Here is a 14,160-nt window from a genome sequence, read left to right on the forward strand (position 1 = left end):
GCGACCGCAATCCATTGATTTTCGCCGATAAATCATATTTTGCAGCGCAATATCCGCCGATCGCAGCTTTGTTGTGCGATTTGAGCATATTGACGGCCGCAGATCACTATGATCACATGATTGCCATGAATTACATATGAACAGGTGCAGCATGACGGGTAGCCCGGCGGCCGGGAGGGTCGCGAAGCTGACGGACATCTGGAAGTCCTACGGCGCCGTTCCAGTGCTGAAGGGCGTTTCGCTCGCCTTGCAGGCCGGGGAAGTGCACGCGCTTCTCGGCGGCAACGGCGCAGGCAAGTCGAGCCTCATGAAGATCATGTCGGGCATCATCCCGGCCAATTCCGGCGCGATCGAGATCAATGGCCGGGCGCTTGCCCATGCCTCGCCGGCGCATGCCCAGGAACTCGGCCTCTATCTGGTGCCGCAGGAAGCGCATATCCTGCCCAACCAGAGCGTCCTCGAAAACATCTGCCTCGGCCTCGCCGCCTCGCCAAAAGCCCTGCGCCCGCGCGTCGAGCAGCTTGTTGGCGAGCTCTCCGTCTCGCTCGATCTCGACGCCCAGGCCGCTGCCCTGGAAATCGCCGAACGACAGATCGTCGAGATCCTGCGCGGCCTCGTGCGCGATGCGCGCGTGCTGATCCTCGACGAGCCCACCTCCGCCCTCACCCCGTTCGAGACAAGCGCTCTCTTCCAGCGCATGCGCAAATTGCAGGCGCAGGGCGTCGGCATCTTCTTCATTTCGCACAAGCTGCGCGAGATCCGCGAGATCTGCGGCACGATCAGCGTGCTGCGCGACGGCGTGATCGTGCTCTCCGGCCCGCTAGACGGTTACAGCGACGCCGAGATCATCGACGCGATGAGCCGCGTGCAGATTACGGAGGCCTCCGGCAAGGACCGCAGCGGCCGCAAGGTTTCGCAAATCGGCCAGCCGCGCCTCAGCGTGCGCGGCCTCAGCGGCGAGGGTTTCCGCAACATCAGCCTCGATGTCCGTGCCGGCGAGATCCTCGGTCTTGCCGGCGTCGTCGGCGCGGGACGGACGGAATTCGCCGAAACGCTCTTTGGCCTGCGCCCCCAGTCCGGGGGCAGCGTCGTCTTCGACGGCGCGGAACTGAAGAAGCGCTCGCCGCGCATCTGCATCGACCGCGGCCTCGTCTACCTGCCGGAAGATCGCCAGCAGCATGGCCTCTTCCTCGAAGCCCCGCTCTTCTGGAACGTCTCGTCCTACCTCGTGCACCGCCTGCCGTTTTTCCTGCGCCCCGGAGCGGAGCGGAAGGCCTTCGATGACTTCCGGTCCAGCATGGGCATCAAGTGCACCGGCCCCGGCCAGGAGGCACGCGGCCTTTCGGGCGGCAACCAGCAGAAGGTGTTGCTGGCAAAATGCCTGTCCGCGCGGCCGAAGGTGCTGATCCTCGACGAGCCGACCCGCGGCGTCGACGTCGCGGCCCGCAACGACATCTACGATCTGATCCGCAAGCTCGCCGCCGAGGGTGTCGCCATCGTCCTCATTTCATCCGATTTCGACGAGATCGAACAGCTCGCCGACCGCGTCGAGGTCATGGCCTTCGGCCAGTCCGGCGGGGAGTTGACGGACGACATTTCGGTCGACGCCATCGCCCGCCTCGCCTTCGGCGCCGCGGAGGTCCGCCATGCTTGACCTTTTCGCACGCAACCGCGTCGCAACGCTCATTGCCGTTCTCGTCGTCGCCTATGCTGCGATCGGCGCCGTCGCGCCCGGCTACCTCTCCGGCGCCACGGCCTCCGTCATCCTGTCCAACAGCCTCGTTCTGATGCTGATCTCGCTCGGCACGATGATCGTCATCCTGACGCGCAACATCGACGTTTCCAGCGGCTCGGTGCTGGGGTTGAGCGCCGCCGTGCTCGGCCTCTCGCTCAATGCCGGCGCCAGCCTGCCGCTGGCCGTCGCCCTCTGCCTGGTGACGGGAGCAGCCGCCGGGGCCTTCAACGGGGTGATGGTCGCCTATCTCGGCATTCCCTCCATCGTCGCTACGCTCGGCACGCTCGGCCTTTATCGCGGCTTCATGCTCGTGCTGACCGGCGGGCGCTGGATCGAGGACCTGCCGCAGAACCTGAAGACCCTCGCCGGCAATCTCGGCCTTGGCTTTTCGGCGCTCACCGTCGTCGTGCTCGCGCTCGTGGTGGCGGTCTGGCTGGTGCTGCGCAAGACACGCTTCGGCCGCTATTTCTACGCCGTTGGCGACAACCGGGCCGCCGCGCACCATCTCGGCGTGCCGGTGAAACGCGTGCAATTCGTCGCCTTCGTCGCAACCGGCATCTGCGCCGCGCTTGCCGGCCTCGTCTTCGCCGCGCAGATCGGCTTCATTCCCAACCAGGCCGGCAGCGGCATCGAGTTGAAGGCCATCGCCGTCAACGTGCTCGGCGGGGTCAGCCTGCTCGGCGGCACCGGCTCGGTCGCGGGCGTCTTTTCGGCGGTCGTCTTCATCACCTCGATCGACAGCGCGCTGGTCTTCCTGAAGATCCCCGCCTACTGGAACGACTTCATCGCCGGCGCGATCCTGCTCTCGGTGCTGCTGCTCGACGGACGCATCCGCCAGATCATCGACCGCCGCATCCGTGCCCGCCGCTACGCCGTGCACGATCGCAGCTCGGCTCAACCCGCGGAACCGGCAACGGCGCGTAGCGTGGAGGCCGGCCGATGAAGAAGCTCATCTTCCGCTGGGAGAGCGCGCTCCTTGCCATGCTCGTCGCCGAGCTTGCCATCTTCGGCTTCGTCAACCCGCGTTTCCTCAATGTCGCCAACCTGATCTACGGCACCTCGGACTTCGTGCAGATCGGCATCGTCGCCCTGCCCTTGACCCTCGTCATCATTGCCGGCGGCATCGACGTCTCCTTCGCCTCGGTGATCGGCCTTGCCGCAATCGTCTTCGGCGTCGCCACCTTCTACGGCGTGCCGCTGCCGCTTTCGATTGCGCTGGCGCTCGTCTCCGGCGCGCTCTGCGGCCTCCTCAACGCGGCCGTCATCCATCTTTCGAAGATCCAGCCGCTCGTCGTCACGCTCGGCAGCCTCTATCTCTTCCAGGGCACGGCGACGGTCGCCTCCGGCCTCGTCGGCGCGGGCGGTTATGAGGGCATCGGCAATTTCCCGGAAGCCTTCAACGCTTTCGGCTATGCGGAATTTCTCGGACTGCCGGCCCCGCTCGCGCTGTTCCTCGCGCTCGCCGTCGTGCTGGTCGTGCTGCTGCACTTCACCCGCTTCGGTCGCGCCGTCTTCCTTTCCGGCCAGTCGGAAAGCGCCGCGCGCTTCGCCGGCATCCCGGTCGGCCGCGTCCAGACGATCACCTATGTCGTCACGGGTGTTTCGGCCGCCATCGCCGGCCTCGTCATGTCGGCCTATTTCGGCTCGGCGCGCGTCGACCTCGGTTCGGCGACGCTGCTGCCGGCCGTCACCGCAGCCGTGCTCGGCGGCGCCTCCATCTACGGCGGACAGGGCTCCATCCTCGGCACCCTGATCGCCACCTTCGTCATCGGCTACCTGCAGCAGGGCCTGCAGGCGGCCGGCGTCCCCAGCCAGATTTCCAGCGCACTTTCGGGAGGGTTGCTGGTTGTCGCGGTCGCGTTGCGCCACGCAAGCGCAATGCTGGCCGATTTCATCGCCGTCGCCCGGCAAAAGAGACAGAACCGGGCGGCAGTCACTTCAGGAGGAGAATGAGAATGATCAAGACTGTTCTGAAATCCGGCGCCATCGCTGCGGCGCTTCTTGCCGGCACCATGCTCGCCTCGGGCGCAGCACGTGCCGAAAACCAGATCGCCTTCATCCCCAAGCTGGTGGGCGTCGGCTTCTTCACGTCCGGCGGCGCCGGGGCGACCAAGGCCGGTGAGGAACTCGGTGCGAAGGTCACCTATGACGGCCCGACCGAGCCCAGCGTTTCCGGCCAGGTGCAGTTCATCAACAACTTCGTCAACCAGGGCTACAACGCACTCGTCGTTTCCTCCGTCTCGCCGGACGGTCTGTGCCCGGCGCTGAAGCGCGCCATGGAGCGCGGCGTGCTCGTCATGACCTGGGACAGCGACGTCAACCCGGATTGCCGCAGCTACTACATCAACCAGGGCACGCCCGAGCAGCTCGGCGGCCTGCTGGTCGACATGGCCGCGGAAGGCGTGACGAAGGAAAAGGCCAAGGTCGCCTTCTTCTATTCCAGCCCCACCGTGACCGACCAGAATGCCTGGGCGGAAGCCGCCAAGGCGAAGATCGCCAAGGAGCATCCGGGCTGGGAGATCGTCACCACCCAGTACGGCTACAACGACGCGCAGAAGTCGCTGCAGACGGCGGAAAGCATCCTTCAGACCTATCCGGACCTCGACGCGATCATCGCGCCCGACGCCAATGCCCTGCCGGCCGCCGCGCAGGCTGCGGAAAACCTGAAGCGTGCCGAAGGCGTCACCATCGTCGGCTTCTCCACGCCGAACGTCATGCGCCCCTATATCGAGCGCGGCACGATCCAGCGCTTCGGCCTGTGGGACGTCACGCAGCAGGGCAAGATCTCGGTCTACGTCGCCGATCACGTCCTGAAGAACGGTCCGATGAAGGTTGGCGACAAGCTGGAAATCCCCGGCGTCGGCACCGTCGAGGTTTCGGCCAACAAGGTGCAGGGCTACGATTACGAGGCCGACGGCAACGGCATCATCCTGCTGCCCGAGCGCACGGTCTTCACCAAGGACAATATCGCAAACTTCGACTTCTGATCACGCAGGAACGGCGGGCGGCTCCGGCTGCCCGCCGCACGCATTTCAAAAAGGCAGGACATCCGCATGAAAAGCCGCTGGAACGACGAAGACGCAGCCCGCTACATGGAGGCCGCGCGCGCCGCGGGACAGAACGAAGCGCTCGGTCTTCGCATCTACACGTCGCGTATCATCGGCGGCGACCCGGACCTCGTCCTGCACGGCGGCGGCAATACCTCCGTCAAGGTGACGGCACCCGATGGCACTGCGCTCATGCACATCAAGGGTAGCGGCTGGGACCTCGACACCATCGAGGCGCCGGGCCTGCCGGCCGTGCGCCTCGCCCCGCTGCTTGGCGTGCGCGACGGGCCGAAGCTCTCCGACCCCGACATGGTCGCCCTCCTGCGGGCAAACCTCGTCGAGCCGGATGCGCCGAACCCCTCGGTCGAAGCGCTGCTGCACGCCTTCCTGCCCTTCGCCCATGTCGACCATACCCATGCGACGGCCATTCTGGCGCTGGCGGACCAGCCCGACATGCAGGGCGCGGTCAAGCGCATCTACGGCGAGCGCCTCGCCTATGTGCCCTATGTCATGCCCGGCTTCGATCTTTCCATCGTCGCCGATCGCATCTACCGCGACCATCCGGGCTGCGAGGGCCTCTGGCTGGAGAACCACGGCCTCTTCACCTTCGCCGACGATGCCCGCGTCTCCTATGAACGGATGATCGAATTCGTCACGATGGCGGAAGACGAACTCGCCGGCGCCGGCGTCAAGCTCGCCGGCCCCCAGCAGAGCGACGGCAGGGAAGACACCGCGCTCACGGCACGCTTGGAGAAGGCGCTTGTGCGCGACGGCTCCCCCTTCGCCAAGGGCGTCGTCCTCGATTACCGCTCCACGCCCGCGATCCGCGCGCATGCCGGCAAGGAAAATGTGGAGGCCATCGGCCAGCGCGGCACCGTCACGCCGGACCACGTCATCCGCATCAAGCCCTGGCCGATGGTCATCGACGCGGATGCGGACGATGCGGCCATCGACGCGGCGCTCGCAGCCTATGCCGAGCGCTACCGGGCCTACTTCACCCGCAACGCCGCCCGCAGCAACGAGCCGAAGCGCATGCTGGACCTCTATCCGCGTGTCGTTCTGGTCAAGGGCCTGGGTCTCTATGCGCTGGGCGCGACCGCCAAGGCCGCGAAGATCGGCGGCGATCTTTGCGAACAGGCGACGCGGGCGATCAATGCCGCCGAGGCCTATGGCCGTTTCACCCCCATCGGCGAGGCCGATCTCTTCGACATGGAATACTGGTCGCTCGAGCAGGCGAAACTACAGGTCGCGGTCCGGTAGAACCGGACCGCGTGCCGCCAACGATTCAAGCCTTGCCTGCGGAGCCGTCAAGGTCGGAAACATCGTGTTGAAAGGACCCGGCTCAATCGCGAACCGAGTCCTCCCTGCAGCGCCCACCCCCGGATCGCTGCGGCAGGTTCGCATTGGCGGCGGTCGCTCGCTATTAAATTTGACACAGCGCATGCGTGCTGAATCCATCGCGCGCTTGCACCGGCCTGCAGCCGGATATGCCGACGCTTTCCGGCCTCAACGGCCCGGCAGCGGACAGGCTTCCCCGCCGCCAAGGATGCGCGACCGGGTGAGGAAGCGTTTCTCCCGGCCGTTGTCGAGGGAAAACATGCCGCCGCGGCCAGGCACGACATCGATGATCAATTGCGTGTGTTTCCACGCAGCGAACTGGCTTTCGCTGATATAGACCGGCACACCGCCGATCTCGCCGAGCTTCACGTCCCGGTCGCCGACGATGTAGTCGTCCTGCGGATAGCACATGGGCGAGGATCCGTCGCAGCAGCCGCCCGATTGATGGAACAGGATTTTCGGATGATCCGCCTGGATCTCCCGGATGAGAACAAGGGCGGCATCGGTCGCCACCACGCGCGGCTCGGTCAGGCCATCGGACATAAACCCCTCCATGACGATATTTCCCTCTCTCCGGGGAGTGGAGAGAGGGAGGGCGAGAGCACGGCGGACAAACCGCTCCCACCCGCAGACGCCTTCTCCGCCGCGGGCGGAGAAGGCAGGCGGTCGCGGCTCAGAAGAAGCCGAGCGCCTTGGGAGAGTAGCTGACCAGCATGTTCTTGGTCTGCTGGTAGTGGTCGAGCATCATCTTGTGCGTTTCGCGACCGATGCCGGACTGCTTGTAGCCGCCGAAGGCGGCATGCGCCGGATAGGCATGGTAGCAGTTGGTCCAGACGCGGCCGGCCTGGATGTCGCGGCCGAAATGGTAGCAGCGGTTGGCATCGCGGCTCCACACGCCGGCGCCGAGGCCGTAGAGCGTGTCGTTGGCGATGGCGAGCGCCTCCGCATCGTCCTTGAAGGTCGTGACCGAGACGACCGGCCCGAAGATCTCCTCCTGGAAGATGCGCATCTTGTTATGACCGTGGAAGACGGTCGGCTTGACGTAATAGCCGCCCGCAAGATCGCCGCCGAGATCGTTTCGGCCGCCGCCCGTCAGCACTTCCGCGCCCTCCTGCCGGCCGATGTCGATATAGGAGAGGATCTTCTCGAGCTGCTCGGAAGAGGCCTGCGCGCCGATCATGGTGGCGGTGTCGAGCGGGTTGCCCTGCACGATCTTCTCGACGCGCCGGACGGCCTTTTCCATAAAGCGGTCGTAGATCTTCTCATGCACCAGCGCGCGGCTCGGGCAGGTGCAGACCTCCCCCTGATTCAGCGCGAACATCGCAAACCCCTCGAGCGCCTTGTCGAGATAGTCGTCGTCCTCGTTCATGACGTCGGCGAAGAAGATGTTCGGCGACTTGCCGCCGAGTTCCAGCGTGACCGGAATGAGGTTCTGGCTGGCATATTGCATGATCAGCCGGCCGGTCGTCGTCTCGCCGGTAAAGGCGATCTTGGCGATGCGCGGATTGGAGGCCAGCGGCTTTCCGGCCTCGAGGCCGAAACCGTTGACGATGTTGAGCACGCCCGGCGGCAGCAGGTCGCCGATAAGCTCGGCCCAGACAAGGATCGACGACGGCGTCTGCTCGGCCGGCTTCAGCACCACGCAATTGCCGGCGGCGAGCGCCGGAGCGAGTTTCCAGGCGGCCATCAGGATCGGAAAGTTCCAGGGGATGATCTGGCCGACGACACCGAGCGGCTCGTGGAAATGATAGGCGATCGTGTTGTGATCCACCTCGCCGATCGTGCCTTCCTGGGCGCGAACGCAGGCGGCGAAATAGCGGAAATGGTCGATGGCGAGCGGAATGTCGGCGGCGAGCGTCTCGCGCAGCGGCTTGCCGTTGTCCCAGGTCTCGGCCCGTGCCAGGAGGTCGAGATTGTCCTCCATTCGCTGGGCGATCTTCATGAGGATGTTGGAGCGCTCGGTCGTCGAGGCGCGGCCCCACTTGTCCTTTGCGGCATGAGCGGCATCCAGCGCAAGCTCGATGTCGGCGGCGTCGGAGCGGGCGACCTCGCAGAGCTTGCCGCCGGTGATCGGCGTGATGTTGTCGAAGTAGCGCCCGGAAACCGGCTCCTTCCATTCGCCTCCGATGAAGTTGCCGTATTTCGCCTTGTACGGATTCTCGACGATCTTCTGATGCAGCATGTCATTCCTCCCGTGAAGGACCCAGGATGGGCCGTCGGGAAGGATGGTGCTCTGCGGCGGCGGATCGCGGTAGGGGCCGAAGGACGACGGCGGCGGCAACTGTCTCAGAATTGAGACAGGCTGACGCATGCAGGCATGCTGCGTCGCAACATCAGTTGATCGAGAGCTTCTTCATCTTCCGGTACAGCGTCGCACGGCTGACACCGAGCAGATCCGCCGCGCGGCTGACATTGCCGCTGGCACGGGTCAGGACACGCCGCAGCGCCGCCCGCTCCGCCTCGTCCAGGTCCCGGCGCCCGTCCGCCCGATCCTCCTGCAGCAGATCGGAAGCCGCGATACCCCCGGCGATACGCCGGTCATCGAGGTCGAGCGCCTGCCGAGCGGCACGGGTCGCCCCGAGCACGAGGTCGTCACGGTCGACGGCCAGCAAGGCCGGCATGGTCCGGTTTCCGCCCGGCACGAGCAGGATCCGGGCCGCGGAGAAGGCGCGACGGAAAAGCCCCGCCTCCACGCGGGCCGCGGCATCGCGCACCGCCTGCGAGAGGATCGACATGGTCATCTCGTTGGCATCGTCACGGCATGTGGAAATGTCGAGCGCTGCGGCAATGCGGCCCGTATGGTCGCGGATCGGCGCCGTCGTGCAGGAAAGGCGGGTATTCTGCGACAGGAAATGCTGGTCGCGCAGAATGACGACGGACCGCTCGTCCGCGAGCGCCGTACCGATGCCATTGGTGCCGACGCTCGCCTCGCTCCAGACCGTGCCGGACCAGAGGCCGACGCCGCGGAAATCCCGGTCGTCGCCCACCGCCCCTCGCCGCTCCAGCGCGATGCCCCTCTCATCCGTCAGAAGCAGGCAGCAGCCGCCCTTGCCGACCAGGGCGAAGAGCCGGTCGATTTCGCCGCCCGCCTCCTCGATCAGGACGCTGGCGCGCGCCCGGGCCTGCCGAAATTCAGCCTCCGTCAACCGGCCCGGCGTCCGGTCCTCCTCAGGAGAAAGACCATGAAGGGTGAGGCAGCGGCGCCATGAGGCCGCGACAGGGGAACTCGCCGCCGCCGAAGCATCGGCCGCAACGGTATGCACATGGTCCGCGTGAAACCGCATCGACATCCGCTTTCCTCCTGAACGTCCGCCAGGCCAAAAGACCGGACGAGATGTGGAGCGCTCGACGCTCTGCTGCCGGCAACCAGTCCGACAGGGAAAAACGAGGAGCTCCCGACGGGAGCAGCATTGAGGTCCCGTCCGATCGGGCAAGCGCTCGTTTCGCCAGACTAAGCCGATCCGACAGCGAAAGTCCATTGATCGAAGGTATCAGGGAGAAAGACGGACGTAGGAATGCAGGCGGCGCGGCGCGGAGACTTCAAAGTCGCACGCATGGATCGGCACCGCACGGGCGACGCCCGGCGGTGCGACAAACGCCGTTGCTTTTTGTTTTACCGCATTATCCGACGCCGAAACGACCCCGCTTCGGCTGGAAATGCTCTAGAGATCGTAACGACGCAGGATTTCCGCGATCCGGGCGTCCTGTTCGTCGTTCGGCAACAGCGCCGGCTGGCGGCTCGCCCCAACGGACGAATCCTGCAGGAAGAGGGCGCGCTTGACCATGGCGGGGGCAAAGCCGAGGGCGTAAAGGTCCGTGCGGAAGGCGGCAAAGATGGCCTGCTGCCTTTCCGCTTCTGCGAAGTCACCCGCATTCACCGCCTTCAAAATCCCCGCCAGAACCTGCGGCATGGCATTGCCGAGGCCGGAAATGCATCCCGCGGCGCCGTTCTGCAGCGCCCAGAGCACCAGGTGGTCGGGGCCGGAATAGACCTCGAAGCCATCGATGTCCCTGGCGACGGCGAGATAGGCCTCCAGTGTCTCCTTCGCGCCCCCTGAATCCTTGATGCCGGCGATGTTGCCGTGACCGGCGAGCGTGCGGGCGGTTTCGGGCTCGATGTGGTTCTGCGTGCGGGCCGGAATATCGTAGAGATAGACCGGCGTCTTCACGGTATCGGCGACCGTCGAGAAATGGCGGATCAGGCCATCCTGCGTGCAGGCGATGAAGAAGGGCGTGATGACGGCGATGCCGTCGACGCCGATGCGGTCGAATTCGCGCGCCAGCTTGATCGTCTCGAAGGTCGCGGGCATGCCGGCATTGACGATCACCCGCGAGCGGCCGCCCACCTCGTCGACGACCTCTTCCGTCAGCCGCACCTTTTCCTCGAAGGTCAGCGCGCTGAAATCGCCGTTGGTGCCGGCGCACATGATGTTGTTGCCGGCCTCGACCTGACGGCGGACCTGCGCGCGCGTCGCCGCGTAGTTGATGGTCTCGTCCGCGTTGAAGCAGGTGACGAGGGCGACGAAGGCTTGTTTGCTCATGGGTATTCCTTTGTTCTGGCGCGCTCAGGAGACGCGTTGAAGACGGGCGGCGCGATGGGCGGCCTGGACGTCGGGATCGGGATCGAGGCCGGCGGAGAGCAGGGCGCGGGTGTAGTCCTCCCGCGGCGTCTCGAAGACCTGACGCACCGTGCCGAGCTCCACGACGTTCCCCTTCTGCATGACCATCACATGGTCGGCGAAGTCGCGCACGACGGGCAGATCATGCGCGATGAAGATGAAGGCGATGCCCATCTCCTTGCGCAGCTTGTCGAGCAGCGCGATGACCTGCGCCTGGACCGAAACGTCGAGCGCCGAGACGGCCTCGTCACAGATGATGAGCTGCGGTTCCAGTGCGAGCGCCCGGGCAATGGCGATGCGCTGACGCTGGCCGCCGGAGAACTGGTGCGGATAGCGGCCCATATGTTCCGGGCCGAGCCCCACCTGCACCAGCAATTCGCCGACGCGCTCGCGCCATCTGGCCTTGGGCAGGATATCCGGGTGGATGACCCAGGCCTCGGAGATGAGCTGGTAGACCGTCATGCGCGGGTTGAGCGACTGTGTCGGGTCCTGGAACACCATCTGCAGGTCGCGGCGCAGCTTGTAGAGTTCGGCCGGCGACAGGGTGAACAGATCGCGGCCCTTCCAGTGCGCCGTGCCGCCGTCCGGCTCGTCGAGCCGGATCAGGATGCGGGCGAGCGTCGACTTGCCCGAGCCGCTCTCGCCGACGACGGCCATGGTCTCGCCGGGCATGAGATCGAAGGAAACACCCTTCAGCGCGTCGAAGGAACCGTAGCGCTTGCGCACGTCGCGCACCGACAGGACCGGCTCGGCGCGGGCGACCGGCGCATGCATCTCGCCCTTGCCGGGCGCCGCGCCGATCAGCTTCCTGGTATAGGGATGCTGGGGGTTCTTGTAGACCTCGCGCACCGTGCCGGCTTCCACCAGCACACCCTTCTCCATCACCACGACACGGTCGGCGATTTCGGCGACGACGCCGAGATCGTGGGTGATGATCAGCACGGCCATGCCGGTCTCTTGCTGCAACTCCTCCAGAAGGGCGAGCACCTCCGCCTGGACGGTCACGTCGAGCGCCGTCGTCGGCTCGTCGGCGATCAGGAGATCCGGGCGCAGCGCCAGCGCCATAGCGATCATCACACGCTGGCGCTGGCCGCCGGAAAATTCGTGCGGATACTTGCCGAGCGAGCGCTCGGGATCGGGAATGCCGACGCGGCCGAGGAGGCGCAACGCCTCGGCCTGCGCCTTGGCGGCATCCGTTCCGTGCGTGGTGAGCGCCTCGCGGATCTGCCAGCCGACGGTATAGACCGGATTGAGATGGCTCAGCGGATCCTGGAAGATCATGGCGATGCGCCGGCCGTTCACCTCCCGCCGCCCATGCGCCGGCATCGTCAGGAGATCGACGCCGTCGAGCAGGATTTCGCCCGAACTGATGCGGCCCGGCGGCATGTCGATGAGGTTCATGATGGCGGAGGAAGAGACCGACTTGCCCGATCCGCTCTCCCCGAGGATCGCCAGCGTCTCGCCGCGGTCGAGGTGATAGGAGATGTCGCGCACGGCCTTCACGACGCCGGCGGCGGTATGGAACTCGACCGAGAGGTTGCGCACTTCCAAAAGATGGTCAGCCATTCTTGCGGCCCTTCATTTCGAGGCGCCAGCGCTGCACCGGATCGAGCGCGATGCGCAGCCAGTTCGAGAGCAGGTTGAGCGACATGGTGGTCAGGATGATCGCAAGCCCCGGCCAGAAGGACAGCCACCAGGCATTGGTGAGATATTGTCGGCCCTGCGAGATCATCAGGCCCCAGGTGATTTCCGGCGGCTGGATGCCGATGCCGAGGAAGGAGAGCGCGCTTTCGGCCAGCATGACATAGGCGAAATCGAGCGTCGCCAGCGTCGTCAGCGTCGGCAGCACGACGGGCAGGATGTGGCGGAAGAGGATGCGCTTGCTCGATGCGCCCATCACGCGGGCGGCCTGCACGAACATGCGCTCGCGGATTTCCAGCACCTCCGCCCGCGTGGTGCGCAGATAGACCGGAATGCGGGTGATCGCGAGCACCAGCATCAGGTTGAGGATCGAGGAACCCAGGATGTAGAGCACGATCACGGCGATCAGCAGCGAGGGGAAGGACATGATGACGTCCGCGAGCCGCATGATGACCTGGTTGACGCGCGGCGAGGAGAAGCCCGCGACAAGCCCGAGCAGCGTGCCGATGACGGCGGACAGCGCGACGGCGCCGGCGGCGACCATCAGCGTGTTCTGCGTGGCGACGATGATGCGGGCCAGCAGCGGCCGGCCGAGCGCGTCGGCGCCCATCCACCACACCCAGCCGCGCTGCCAATCGAAGGGCGCGGCATTGCGGCCGCGCAGATTCTGCTTCGTCGCGAGATCGCCGAGCCATGCCGGGCCGACAATGGCGAGGATCAGGACGACGATGAGGAAGATTGCCGCGCAGAGCGCGAACCTGTCGGCCAGCAGCATGCGGAGCATGCGCCTGGCGAAGCTCGGCTCTTCGACAATGACGGTGTCGGAGGTCTGAAGGGTCACGGCCGCCTCCTCAATGCCGGATGCGCGGATCGAGCAGCGCATAGGCAAGGTCGATCAGGAGATTCATGAGGAAGATCGCCAGCGCCGTGACGAGGATCGCGGCGAGAACGACGTTGAAGTCGCGTTGCAGGATGGAATCGATCATCAGCTTGCCAACGCCCGGAAAGCCGAAGATGGTCTCGACGATGACCGCGCCGTTGAGAAGGCTCGCCGCCTGGTCGCCGATGACGGTGATGACGGGCAGCATCGCATTGCGCAGGGCATGGACGAAGATGATCGGGCCCGACCTGACGCCCTTGGCACGCGCCGTCTTCACATAGGCCGACGAGAGCGCGCCGATCATCGAGCCGCGCACGACCTGCACGATGATGCCGAAGGGGCGGATGAAGAGAACCGAGATCGGCAGGATCCAGTGCAGGATCGAGCCGGTGCCCGACGTCGGCAACCAGGCGAGGTTCACCGAGAAGACGACGATCGCCACGACCGCCAGCCAGAAATCGGGAACGGAGGCGCCGACCAGCGAAATGACGGAGGACAGGCGGTCGAAGAAGCCGCCGGCGCGGAAGGCGGCGAGCGAGCCGACGACGATGGCCGCGCCGGTGACGAGCGTCATGGTGATGAGGGCAAGCCAGAGGGTCCAGACGAAGGCTTCCAGCACGACATCCAGCGCCGGGCGCGCCTTGCGCAGGGATTCGCCGAAATCGCCGGTCGCGACGTCGCCGACATAGCGGACGAACTGCGTGAGCAGCGGGTCGTTCAGACCGTGCAGTTCACGGAACTGCTGCTTCATTTCCGCGGAGGCCTCGACCGGAAGGAACAAGGCGGCCGGGTCGCCCGTCAACCGCGAGAGGAAGAAGACCATGACGATCAGGCCGACAAGCGAGATCAGACTGGCCACAGCGCGTTTTCGAACGAATTTCAGCATGGCGCCCTCGGGGG

Annotated in this window: 12 protein-coding genes; 5 read left to right on the top strand and 7 right to left on the bottom strand. The window is 65.7% G+C overall.

The features are described 5' to 3' along the window. The first annotated feature begins 151 nt into the window (after nucleotides 1-151). The 5 genes from lsrA (at nucleotide 152) to V8U06_RS16670 (ending at nucleotide 6,042) form a co-directional block, all read left to right on the top strand. Nucleotides 152-1,654: an autoinducer 2 ABC transporter ATP-binding protein LsrA gene (lsrA, locus tag V8U06_RS16650; protein ID WP_427141597.1), complete on the top strand. Its 1,503-nt coding sequence runs from the start codon at nucleotides 152-154 to the stop codon at nucleotides 1,652-1,654. Beyond that, nucleotides 1,647-2,678 (top strand): autoinducer 2 ABC transporter permease LsrC, encoded by a 1,032-nt coding sequence (gene lsrC / locus V8U06_RS16655; protein ID WP_427141598.1) that lies wholly within the window; start codon nucleotides 1,647-1,649, stop codon nucleotides 2,676-2,678. Before lsrA ends, lsrC begins: the two co-directional genes overlap by 8 nt. Next, on the top strand, nucleotides 2,675-3,688 hold the full coding sequence (locus tag V8U06_RS16660) for an ABC transporter permease subunit (RefSeq protein ID WP_427141599.1): 1,014 nt from the start codon (nucleotides 2,675-2,677) through the stop codon (nucleotides 3,686-3,688). The genes lsrC and V8U06_RS16660 overlap by 4 nt, the downstream gene beginning before the upstream one ends. Before the next feature lie 2 nt (nucleotides 3,689-3,690). Continuing rightward, entirely contained in the window at nucleotides 3,691-4,722 is a 1,032-nt protein-coding gene (lsrB, locus tag V8U06_RS16665) for an autoinducer 2 ABC transporter substrate-binding protein LsrB (protein WP_226922831.1), read from the top strand. A 66-nt stretch (nucleotides 4,723-4,788) separates the two neighbouring features. Further along, nucleotides 4,789-6,042 (top strand): class II aldolase/adducin family protein, encoded by a 1,254-nt coding sequence (locus tag V8U06_RS16670; protein ID WP_427141600.1) that lies wholly within the window; start codon nucleotides 4,789-4,791, stop codon nucleotides 6,040-6,042. A 246-nt stretch (nucleotides 6,043-6,288) separates the two neighbouring features. On the opposite strand, the gene V8U06_RS16675 is transcribed toward V8U06_RS16670, so the two are convergent. The 7 genes from V8U06_RS16675 to V8U06_RS16705 all read right to left on the bottom strand — a co-directional run bounded on the left by V8U06_RS16675 (nucleotide 6,289) and on the right by V8U06_RS16705 (nucleotide 14,146). Further along, the gene (locus tag V8U06_RS16675) at nucleotides 6,289-6,663 is read right to left on the bottom strand and encodes a DUF779 domain-containing protein (RefSeq protein ID WP_226922833.1); all 375 of its coding nucleotides are present in this window, start codon (nucleotides 6,661-6,663) and stop codon (nucleotides 6,289-6,291) included. Between the two features lie 130 nt (nucleotides 6,664-6,793). Continuing rightward, a complete protein-coding gene (gene adh / locus V8U06_RS16680) occupies nucleotides 6,794-8,302 on the bottom strand; it encodes an aldehyde dehydrogenase (RefSeq protein ID WP_427141601.1) in 1,509 nt (502 codons plus the stop codon). A gap of 151 nt (nucleotides 8,303-8,453) precedes the next feature. Beyond that, the gene (locus V8U06_RS16685; RefSeq protein WP_226922835.1) at nucleotides 8,454-9,410 is read right to left on the bottom strand and encodes a helix-turn-helix domain-containing protein; all 957 of its coding nucleotides are present in this window, start codon (nucleotides 9,408-9,410) and stop codon (nucleotides 8,454-8,456) included. A gap of 372 nt (nucleotides 9,411-9,782) precedes the next feature. Then, entirely contained in the window at nucleotides 9,783-10,661 is an 879-nt protein-coding gene (locus tag V8U06_RS16690) for a dihydrodipicolinate synthase family protein (RefSeq protein ID WP_427141602.1), read from the bottom strand. A 24-nt stretch (nucleotides 10,662-10,685) separates the two neighbouring features. Next, nucleotides 10,686-12,305: an ABC transporter ATP-binding protein gene (locus V8U06_RS16695; RefSeq protein WP_427141603.1), complete on the bottom strand. Its 1,620-nt coding sequence runs from the start codon at nucleotides 12,303-12,305 to the stop codon at nucleotides 10,686-10,688. After that, nucleotides 12,298-13,263 (bottom strand): ABC transporter permease, encoded by a 966-nt coding sequence (locus V8U06_RS16700; RefSeq protein ID WP_427141604.1) that lies wholly within the window; start codon nucleotides 13,261-13,263, stop codon nucleotides 12,298-12,300. Before V8U06_RS16700 ends, V8U06_RS16695 begins: the two co-directional genes overlap by 8 nt. After that, entirely contained in the window at nucleotides 13,232-14,146 is a 915-nt protein-coding gene (locus V8U06_RS16705) for an ABC transporter permease (protein ID WP_427141605.1), read from the bottom strand. The genes V8U06_RS16700 and V8U06_RS16705 overlap by 32 nt, the downstream gene beginning before the upstream one ends. Nucleotides 14,147-14,160 lie beyond the last annotated feature (14 nt).

Source organism: Shinella sp. G-2, assembly GCF_050172695.1.
In the GTDB taxonomy this organism is placed as follows: Bacteria; Pseudomonadota; Alphaproteobacteria; order Rhizobiales; family Rhizobiaceae; genus Shinella.

Excerpts from the sequence above, each read along its gene's own strand:
- lsrA (WP_427141597.1), top strand. The coding sequence starts at position 152 with ATGACGGGTAGCCCGGCGGCCGGGAGGGTCGCGAAGCTGACGGACATC.
- lsrC (WP_427141598.1), top strand. The coding sequence starts at position 1,647 with ATGCTTGACCTTTTCGCACGCAACCGCGTCGCAACGCTCATTGCCGTT.
- V8U06_RS16660 (WP_427141599.1), top strand. The coding sequence starts at position 2,675 with ATGAAGAAGCTCATCTTCCGCTGGGAGAGCGCGCTCCTTGCCATGCTC.
- lsrB (WP_226922831.1), top strand. The coding sequence starts at position 3,691 with ATGATCAAGACTGTTCTGAAATCCGGCGCCATCGCTGCGGCGCTTCTT.
- V8U06_RS16670 (WP_427141600.1), top strand. The coding sequence starts at position 4,789 with ATGAAAAGCCGCTGGAACGACGAAGACGCAGCCCGCTACATGGAGGCC.
- V8U06_RS16675 (WP_226922833.1), bottom strand. The coding sequence starts at position 6,663 with ATGTCCGATGGCCTGACCGAGCCGCGCGTGGTGGCGACCGATGCCGCC.
- adh (WP_427141601.1), bottom strand. The coding sequence starts at position 8,302 with ATGCTGCATCAGAAGATCGTCGAGAATCCGTACAAGGCGAAATACGGC.
- V8U06_RS16685 (WP_226922835.1), bottom strand. The coding sequence starts at position 9,410 with ATGTCGATGCGGTTTCACGCGGACCATGTGCATACCGTTGCGGCCGAT.
- V8U06_RS16690 (WP_427141602.1), bottom strand. The coding sequence starts at position 10,661 with ATGAGCAAACAAGCCTTCGTCGCCCTCGTCACCTGCTTCAACGCGGAC.
- V8U06_RS16695 (WP_427141603.1), bottom strand. The coding sequence starts at position 12,305 with ATGGCTGACCATCTTTTGGAAGTGCGCAACCTCTCGGTCGAGTTCCAT.
- V8U06_RS16700 (WP_427141604.1), bottom strand. The coding sequence starts at position 13,263 with ATGCGCTGCTCGATCCGCGCATCCGGCATTGAGGAGGCGGCCGTGACC.
- V8U06_RS16705 (WP_427141605.1), bottom strand. The coding sequence starts at position 14,146 with ATGCTGAAATTCGTTCGAAAACGCGCTGTGGCCAGTCTGATCTCGCTT.